The sequence below is a fragment of the Micromonospora sp. NPDC051296 genome (assembly GCF_040682255.1).
GTDB lineage: Bacteria > Actinomycetota > Actinomycetes > Mycobacteriales > Micromonosporaceae > Micromonospora > Micromonospora craterilacus.
Genome location: NZ_JBFBAO010000347.1, coordinates 1 through 7,450 on the forward strand (window position 1 = coordinate 1; position 7,450 = coordinate 7,450).

The following is a 7,450-nucleotide window of genomic DNA, read 5'->3' on the forward strand; positions in this document are numbered from 1 at the left end:
CGCTGGACCAGGTCGTGGCGGCGGGCGTGGACCACGTCAGCGCGTACGCCCTGATCGTCGAGGACGGCACCCGGCTGGCTGCCCGGATGCGTCGCGGCGAGCTGCCGTACCCCGACGACGACGTCGCCGCGGACCGTTACCTGGCCGCCGAGGCCGCCCTCGGTGCGGCCGGTTTCTCCTGGTACGAGGTCTCCAACTGGGCCCGCACGCCGGCCGCCCGGTGCCGGCACAACCTGCTCTACTGGACCGGCGGTGACTGGTGGGGCCTCGGCCCAGGGGCGCACAGCCACGTCGGCGGCGTGCGCTGGTGGAACGTCAAGCACCCCTCGGCGTACGCGCGACGCCTGGCCGCCGGGGAGTCACCCGGCCTGGCCCGGGAGGTGCTGACCGGCGACGAGGCGCACATGGAGGACGTGATGCTCCGGCTCCGGCTCGCCACCGGCCTGCCGTTGGCGGTGCTGGACGACGCCGGCCGGGCCGGCGCGGCGCGCGCCCTGGCCGACGGCCTGCTGACTCCCGACGGCTACGCCGCCGGCCGGGCGGTGCTCACCCTGCGTGGCCGGCTGCTGGCCGACGCCGTGGTCCGCGACCTGCTGCCCTGAGCGGTGCGGTCGGTGGCCGGCTGCCCGAAGCTTGGATGACCCGGCCAGCCGGTGGGGCCGGCCGGGTCGAGGATCACTTGACGATGCTCATCGACATCGGGTAGCTGTACAGCTGGCCCTCGTTGGCCCTCAGGCCGGCGATGATGCCGAAGATGATGCCGATGATCGTCGCGGCGATGCCCACGAAGATGCCGATCACGATGCAGCTGAGCACCCAGCCGACCAGGGCGATGATCGACCAGAGCAGCTGGAAGTTCAGCGCGGCCACCGCGTGGGCGCGGACCGTCGGTGACTGGCTGCCCCGGGCGAGCATCGCGACCAGCGGCGCGATCCAGCCGAGCACGCCACCACCGAGGAACATGCCGGCGGCGCCGCCGAAGTGGGCGATCAGCGCCCAGGTCTTGTCCTCGTTGTTGGCGTAGCCGGGGGGCGGGGCGCCGTAGCCGCCGGTCGGGTAACCGACACCGGGCTGGCCGCCCGGCGGGGGGTAGCCACCGGGCGGGGGGTAGCCACCGGGCGGCGGGTAGCCGGCCGGCGGCGGCTGGGCGCCGCCGGGTGGCGGATAGCCGCCGGGCGGGGGATAGCCGGCCTGGCCAGGTGACCCGGACATTGGAGTCGTGGGTTCGTCGCCGGCGTCTGGGGGACGAGGTGGTTCAGTCATGAAAGTCACGGTAGGTCCCACCGGCAACGGCGCACCATAGCGACACCGGCGAGTGTCAACCCGCCGATCGGACCTCGGACACGTCCGGGGTCTTGATCATCGCGTCGGCGGGGGCCTCGACGTAGACTGGCACTCGCTACAGTCGAGTGCCAGAGCGTTTCTCGGGCGGCCGTGGCGCTCAGGGCTGACCTGCGACAGGAGGTGGGAAGGATGGGTCTCGACGACCGCAAGCTGGCCGTGCTCCGGGCAATCGTCGAGGACTACGTCGCCACCCAGGAGCCGGTCGGCAGCAAGGCGCTGGTCGAGCGGCACCAGCTCGGCGTCTCGCCGGCCACCGTCCGTAACGACATGGCCGTGCTGGAGGAGGAGGGCTACATCCGCCAGCCGCACACCAGCGCCGGGCGGGTGCCCACCGACCGCGGCTACCGGCTCTTCGTCGACCGGTTGAGCCGGGTCAAGCCGCTCAGCCCGGCCGAGCGGCGGGCGATCGAGCGCTTCCTGGCCGGCGCCGTCGACCTCGACGACGTGGTGCACCGCACCGTCCGGTTGCTGGCGCAGCTGACCCGCCAGGTCGCCGTGGTGCAGTACCCGAGCCTGGCCCGCTCCCGCGTGCGGCACCTGGAGCTGGTGCCGATCTCCACCACCCGGCTGATGCTGGTCATGATCGCCGACACCGGCCGGGTCGAGCAGCGGCTGGTCGAGCTGCCCGCGCCGATCCACGCCGACGACGTCATCGACCTTCGCCGGCTGGTCAACGAGAAGCTGGTCGGCAGCCGGCTGTCGGACACCCCGCCGCTGGTGCAGGCCCTCATCGACGAGTCCGTGCCGCACCTGCGTCCGGCCATGACGACGCTGTCCACCGTGCTGCTGGAGACCCTGGTCGAACGGCACGAGGAGCGGATCGCGCTGGCCGGCACCGCCAACCTCACCCGGGGTGGCCTGCTGGATTTCCACGGCTCGTTGCGTCCGATCCTCGAAGCACTCGAGGAGGAGGTCGTCCTGCTCAAGCTCATCGGCGAGGTGGAGCCGAGCACACTGAGGGTGCGCATCGGCGACGAGAACGAGATCGACAACCTGCGGGCGGCATCCGTGGTCAGTACCGGGTACGGCCCGGGGGCGACCATCGTCGGCGGGATGGGCGTGCTGGGACCGACGCGGATGGACTACCCCGGAACCATCGCCACGGTGAGGGCCGTGGCACGCTACGTGGGCGAGCTGCTGGCCCAGAACTGACCAGTCAGGGCCGACGGCAGGCTGCCGCCGCCGACCGGCGTAACGCGAGACGAACACGAGGACACGGAACGCAGTGGCCAGGGACTACTACGGCATTCTCGGCGTGAGCCGAGGCGCCTCCGACGACGAGATCAAGCGCGCCTACCGCAAGCTGGCGCGGCAGTTCCACCCGGACGTCAATCCGGATCCGGAGGCACAGGAGAAGTTCAAGGACATCAACGCCGCGTACGAGGTCCTTTCGGACGACCGGAAACGGCAGATCGTCGACCTCGGTGGCGACCCGCTGGCACCGGGTGGCGGTGGTGCGGGTGGCCCGGGTGGGCCCGGCGCCGGCCCCTTCGTCGGCTTCCAGGACATCATGGACGCGTTCTTCGGCGGTGCCACCGGCGCCGGCCGGGGGCCGCGGCCGCGTACCCGGCCCGGCGCCGACGCCATCCTGCGGCTGGAGTTGGACCTGCAGGAGACCGCCTTCGGGGTCGAGGCGCCGATCACGGTCGACACGGCGGTGCTCTGCACCACCTGCTCCGGGGCCGGCACCGCGGCCGGCACCCATCTGGCCACCTGCGAGGCGTGCGGTGGTCGGGGCGAGGTGCAGTCCGTGCAGCGCACCTTCCTCGGCCAGGTGGTCTCCGCCCGGCCGTGCACGGTGTGCCAGGGCTACGGCACCACCATCCCGCAGCCCTGCCCGACCTGCGCCGGTGACGGCCGGGTCCGGACCCGGCGCTCGTTGACCGTCAAGATCCCGGCCGGGGTGGAGGACGGCATGCGCATCCGCCTCGCCCAGCAGGGCGAGGTCGGCCCGGGCGGCGGCACCGCCGGGGACCTCTACGTGGAGATCCACGAGCGGCCGCACGACGTCTTCTCCCGCAAGGGTGACGATCTGCACTGCCGGGTCACCGTGCCGATGACCGCCGCGGCGCTCGGTACCCGACTGACCATCAAGACGCTCGACAGCGAGGAGCCGGTCGACGTCAAGCCGGGCACCCAGCCGAGCAGCACGCTGCGGCTGCGCGCCCGGGGCGTACCGCACCTGCGCGGCACCGGCCGGGGCGATCTCTACGTCCACCTGGACGTCCGGACCCCGACCAAGCTCGACGCCGACCAGGAGCGGATGCTCCGCGAGTTCGCCAAGACCCGGGGCGAGGAGGTCGCCGAGCTGTCCAAGCAGGGCGGCTTCTTCTCCCGGATGCGCGACGCCTTCAACGGCCACGGCTGAGTTGTCCGCCCCGCTGTTCCTGGTCGAGTCGCTGCCCACCGCCGACTCGATGGTGCTCGACGGCCCCGAGGGTCACCACGCCGCCACCGTGCAGCGGCTGCGGGTGGGCGAGGAGCTGTTGCTCGCCGACGGCCGGGGTGGCACGGCCACCGCGGTGGTCACCGCCGTCGGCCGCGGCACCCTGGACCTCGACGTCACCGGCCGCGGGTACGTCGACGCGGCGAACCCCCGGCTGGTCGTGGTGCAGGGCATCGCCAAGGGCGACCGGGGCGAATTGGCCGTGCAGGCGATGACCGAGGTCGGGGTGGACGAGATCGTCCCGTGGGCGGCGGCCCGCTCGGTGGTGCAGTGGCGCGGTGACCGGGGCGTACGGGCCCGGGGCAAGTGGGTGGCGACCGCCCGCGAGGCGGCGAAGCAGGCCCGCCGCGCGTGGCTGCCGGTGGTGGCGGGCGCGCCGGACGAGTCCACCGCCACGGTGGCCCGCCGGATCGCCGGGGCCGCCGCCGGGTACGTCCTGCACGAGGAGGCGACCGACCGGCTCACCACCGCCGAGCTGCCCGAGCGCGGCGAGATCGTGCTGGTGGTGGGGCCCGAGGGGGGCATCACCCCGGCCGAGCTGTCGGCCTTCCGCGAGGCCGGCGCCCAGCCGGTCCGCCTCGGCCCCACGGTGCTGCGTACCTCCACCGCCGGCGTGGCGGCCCTGGCGGTGCTCACCACGCGCCTGCTGCGCTGGTGACCGCCGCTACCGGGCGTCGGTCAGGTACGCAGGTACGAAGCGCCGTTGAGGTCGACGATGGTGCCGGAGGCCCACTCCGCCTCGGGACTGGCGAGCCAGTGCACGGCCGCCGCGATCTCCTCGGGCCGAGCCACCCGGTCGAACGGGCTCTGCGCCCGGATCGCGTCGCCGCGCGGTGACTTCAGGTGCTCGTTGGTCATGTCCGTCTCCACGAAGCCGGGCGCGACCGTGGCCACCGCGATGCCGTACGGTGCCAGGGCCACCGCCAGCGACTGCGCCATCGAGTTGAGCCCGGCCTTGCTGGCGCCGTACGCCGGATTCGCCGGCTCGCCGCGGAACGCGCCCCGGGACGAGACGTTGACGATGCGCCCACCCCGGGCCCGCATGTGCTGGGCCGCGCACCAGGCGGCGTTGGCCGCCCCGAACAGGTTCGTGTCGAGGACCTCGCGCCAGCGTTGCCGCCACTGCTCGTAGCTGCTGCCGAAGACCGGGTGCGGCGGATCGGCCGGGCCGAACACGCCGGCGTTGTTGACCAGTACGTCCAGCCCGCCGAGGTGCTCCGCGGCCCGGTCCACCATCGCCCGTACGGCGTCCGGGTCGGCCAGGTCGGCGCGGACCACGACGTGGCCGTCGCCCGGCAGCTCCGCCCGCAGCTTCTCGGCCAGCTCCGCCGAGTCGCGGTGATGGATGGCCACCCGGTCGCCACCGGCCGCGAAGGCCCGGACCACCGCCCGCCCGATGCCGCGCGAGCCACCCGTCACCAGTACCGCCCGTCCGATCATGCGGGCCATCCTGCCGCACGGGTGGGCAATGTTAAGAGGGGGCCCTTCCTATACCTGAGACGTTAATAGGGGGCCCTTCCTTACACTGCCCCGGTGAGCACTCCTGACTGCCTGTTCTGTCGCATCGTCGCCGGGGAGATCCCGGCCACCGTGGTCCGCGAGACCCCCACCACGCTCGCCTTCCGCGACATCAACCCGAAGGCGCCGGTGCACGTGCTGGTCATCCCGAAGGAGCACTACGCGGACGTGGCCACCCTCGGCCAGGGCGACCCGGCGCTGGCCGGCGAGGTGCTGGCCACGGCCGCCGCGGTGGCCGAGGACGAGGGCCTGCTCGGCGACGGCTTCCGGCTCATGTTCAACACCGGGGCGTACGGCGGCCAGGAGGTGTTCCACGCACACGCGCACCTGCTGGGCGGTGCCCCGCTCGGCCCGATGCTGGCCCGGGACCTCGCGTGACCGTGGCGGCCGGCCGTACCGCCGCCGCCGGCCAGCTGGAACGGCTGGTGCGGCAGGTGCAGGCGCAGGCCCGGGTGCCGGCGGTCTCGGCGGCCGTGAACCGGGCCGACCGCCCGCTGTGGACGTGCACGGTCGGCGGCACCGGCAACGACACCGCGCTGGACGAGCAGACCCGGTTCCGGATCGGCTCGGTGACCAAGACCTTCACCGCCGTGCTGACCCTGCAGTGCCGAGACGACGGCCTGCTCGACCTCGACGACCCGGTGGAGCGGCACCTCGACCTGCCGGCGCACGGCGAGCTGACCGTACGCCGGCTGCTGTCGCACACCGCCGGCCTGCAACGGGAGCCGTACGGCGACGTCTGGGACACGCTGCGCGCGCCGGACGCCGACCAACTGGTCGCCGAGCTGGCCCAGGCCGAGCGGGTGCTGCCGCCGGGCCGCCGTTACCACTACTCCAACCTGGGCATGGCGCTGCTCGGCCGGCTGGTCGGGCAGCTGCGCGGCGGGACCTGGGCCGAGGTGCTGACCGAGCAGGTGCTGACCCCGCTCGGGCTGACCGCCACCACGGTGACTCCGGGCCCCCGGGCCGCGACCGGCTTCCTGGTCGACGCTTACTCCGACGAGGCGCACCCGGAGCCGCCCACCGACTTCGGCGCGGTCGGACCCGCCGCGCAGCTGTGGAGCACGGCGGCCGACATGGCCCGGTGGGCCGCCTTCCTGGCCGACCCGGCGGCGCTGGACGCGGCCGGCCGGGTGCTCGACCCGGCCACCCTGGACGAGATGCGCTGGCCGGTGACGGTCACCGACGAGACCCTGTGGACCGGTGGCTTCGGCCTCGGGCTGATCCTGGTGCCGCAGGGGGACCGGGTGGTGCACGTCGGGCACGACGGCGCGATGCCCGGCTTCCTCGCCGGGGTGTACGGCCGGCGGGGCGGCGAGGGGACCCCGGCCGCGTTCGGCGCCGCCGTGCTGGGTTCCTCGGGAACCGCGGCGCAGCTGCTGGAGCTGCCGCACCGGCTGCTCGCCGCCGCGGTCGAGCACGACCCGGCCGACATCGACCCGTGGCGGCCCGGCGAACCGGCTCCCGAGCCCGTACGCGGGCTGCTCGGCCGCTGGTGGGGCGAGGGTTTCGAGTACGTCTTCAGCTGGCACGACGGGAGCCTGCGGGCCCGCGGTGCCGGTGACCCGCCGGGGAAGCCGCCGGCGGTCTTCACGCCGGTGCCGGACCGGCCGGACGTGTTCCGTACGGTCTCCGGCCGGGAGGCCGGCGAGCTGCTCCGGCTGACCCGGGACTCCGACGGCGTGGTGGTCCGGATGCACTGGGCGACGTACCGGTTCACCCGGCACCAGGAGACCTTCGACCGGTACGACTTCCGCGCCTGACCCCGCCGCCACGCGCCACACCTGCCCGTTTTGTCCAGTGGTGCGAGACCGCCCTCCCGGCGGAAATGGGCAGCGTGCCCGTGCCGTTGACCCGATACGATGGATGTAACGTCCGCACGCCGCGGCGACAGGCCCGGCGCTGAGATCGAGAGCAGGTGGCGCAGGGCCCCTCGGCCCGACCTATGACCGGCACCCCACCTCCCGGCCCGCCCCGGGTGCAGACCAGGATCACGGTCCCCGACTCGAAGATCATGGTCAACCTGCTCGGCGCGGGTGACGAGATCCTGCGACTGGTCGAGCGCTCGGTGAACAGCGACGTGCACGTCCGAGGCAACGAGATCACCATTACCGGCGCTCCCGCCGACAACGCCCTCGCCGA

7 protein-coding genes and 2 pseudogenes are annotated in these 7,450 nt (G+C 73.6%); 7 read left to right on the forward strand and 2 right to left on the reverse strand.

All coding sequences use genetic code 11. The features are described 5' to 3' along the window. Nucleotides 1–602 (forward strand): annotated as a pseudogene (locus AB0M52_RS27335) (coproporphyrinogen III oxidase); the annotation flags it as partial. A 73-nt stretch (nucleotides 603–675) separates the two neighbouring features. Here AB0M52_RS27335 and AB0M52_RS27340 read toward each other — a convergent pair. Further along, a complete protein-coding gene (locus AB0M52_RS27340; RefSeq protein ID WP_363959386.1) occupies nucleotides 676–1,263 on the reverse strand; it encodes a DUF4870 domain-containing protein in 588 nt (195 codons plus the stop codon). 210 nt (nucleotides 1,264–1,473) lie between these two features. On the opposite strand from AB0M52_RS27340, the gene hrcA reads away from it, so the two are divergent. The 3 genes from hrcA to AB0M52_RS27355 all read left to right on the forward strand — a co-directional run bounded on the left by hrcA (nucleotide 1,474) and on the right by AB0M52_RS27355 (nucleotide 4,448). Further along, on the forward strand, nucleotides 1,474–2,496 hold the full coding sequence (gene hrcA, locus AB0M52_RS27345; RefSeq protein WP_363959389.1) for a heat-inducible transcriptional repressor HrcA: 1,023 nt from the start codon (nucleotides 1,474–1,476) through the stop codon (nucleotides 2,494–2,496). A 73-nt stretch (nucleotides 2,497–2,569) separates the two neighbouring features. Beyond that, nucleotides 2,570–3,712, forward strand: a complete 1,143-nt coding sequence (gene dnaJ, locus AB0M52_RS27350) for a molecular chaperone DnaJ (RefSeq protein WP_363959392.1) — start codon at nucleotides 2,570–2,572, stop codon at nucleotides 3,710–3,712. A 1-nt stretch (nucleotide 3,713) separates the two neighbouring features. Continuing rightward, a complete protein-coding gene (locus AB0M52_RS27355; RefSeq protein ID WP_363959395.1) occupies nucleotides 3,714–4,448 on the forward strand; it encodes a 16S rRNA (uracil(1498)-N(3))-methyltransferase in 735 nt (244 codons plus the stop codon). A 20-nt stretch (nucleotides 4,449–4,468) separates the two neighbouring features. Here AB0M52_RS27355 and AB0M52_RS27360 read toward each other — a convergent pair whose 3' ends face one another. Further along, entirely contained in the window at nucleotides 4,469–5,230 is a 762-nt protein-coding gene (locus AB0M52_RS27360; protein ID WP_363959398.1) for an SDR family oxidoreductase, read from the reverse strand. A gap of 93 nt (nucleotides 5,231–5,323) precedes the next feature. Here AB0M52_RS27360 and AB0M52_RS27365 point away from each other — a divergent pair, with 93 nt between their 5' ends. The 3 genes and pseudogenes from AB0M52_RS27365 to AB0M52_RS27375 form a co-directional block, all read left to right on the forward strand. After that, nucleotides 5,324–5,686 (forward strand): histidine triad nucleotide-binding protein, encoded by a 363-nt coding sequence (locus AB0M52_RS27365; protein WP_363959401.1) that lies wholly within the window; start codon nucleotides 5,324–5,326, stop codon nucleotides 5,684–5,686. Continuing rightward, the gene (locus AB0M52_RS27370; protein WP_363959404.1) at nucleotides 5,683–7,071 is read left to right on the forward strand and encodes a serine hydrolase domain-containing protein; all 1,389 of its coding nucleotides are present in this window, start codon (nucleotides 5,683–5,685) and stop codon (nucleotides 7,069–7,071) included. The genes AB0M52_RS27365 and AB0M52_RS27370 overlap by 4 nt, the downstream gene beginning before the upstream one ends. 182 nt (nucleotides 7,072–7,253) lie before the next feature. Next, nucleotides 7,254–7,450 (forward strand): annotated as a pseudogene (locus AB0M52_RS27375) (PhoH family protein); the annotation flags it as partial.

Coding starts and splice junctions, on each gene's coding strand:
- AB0M52_RS27340 (WP_363959386.1), bottom strand. CDS start 1,263: ATGACTGAACCACCTCGTCCCCCAGACGCCGGCGACGAACCCACGACT.
- hrcA (WP_363959389.1), top strand. CDS start 1,474: ATGGGTCTCGACGACCGCAAGCTGGCCGTGCTCCGGGCAATCGTCGAG.
- AB0M52_RS27360 (WP_363959398.1), bottom strand. CDS start 5,230: ATGATCGGACGGGCGGTACTGGTGACGGGTGGCTCGCGCGGCATCGGG.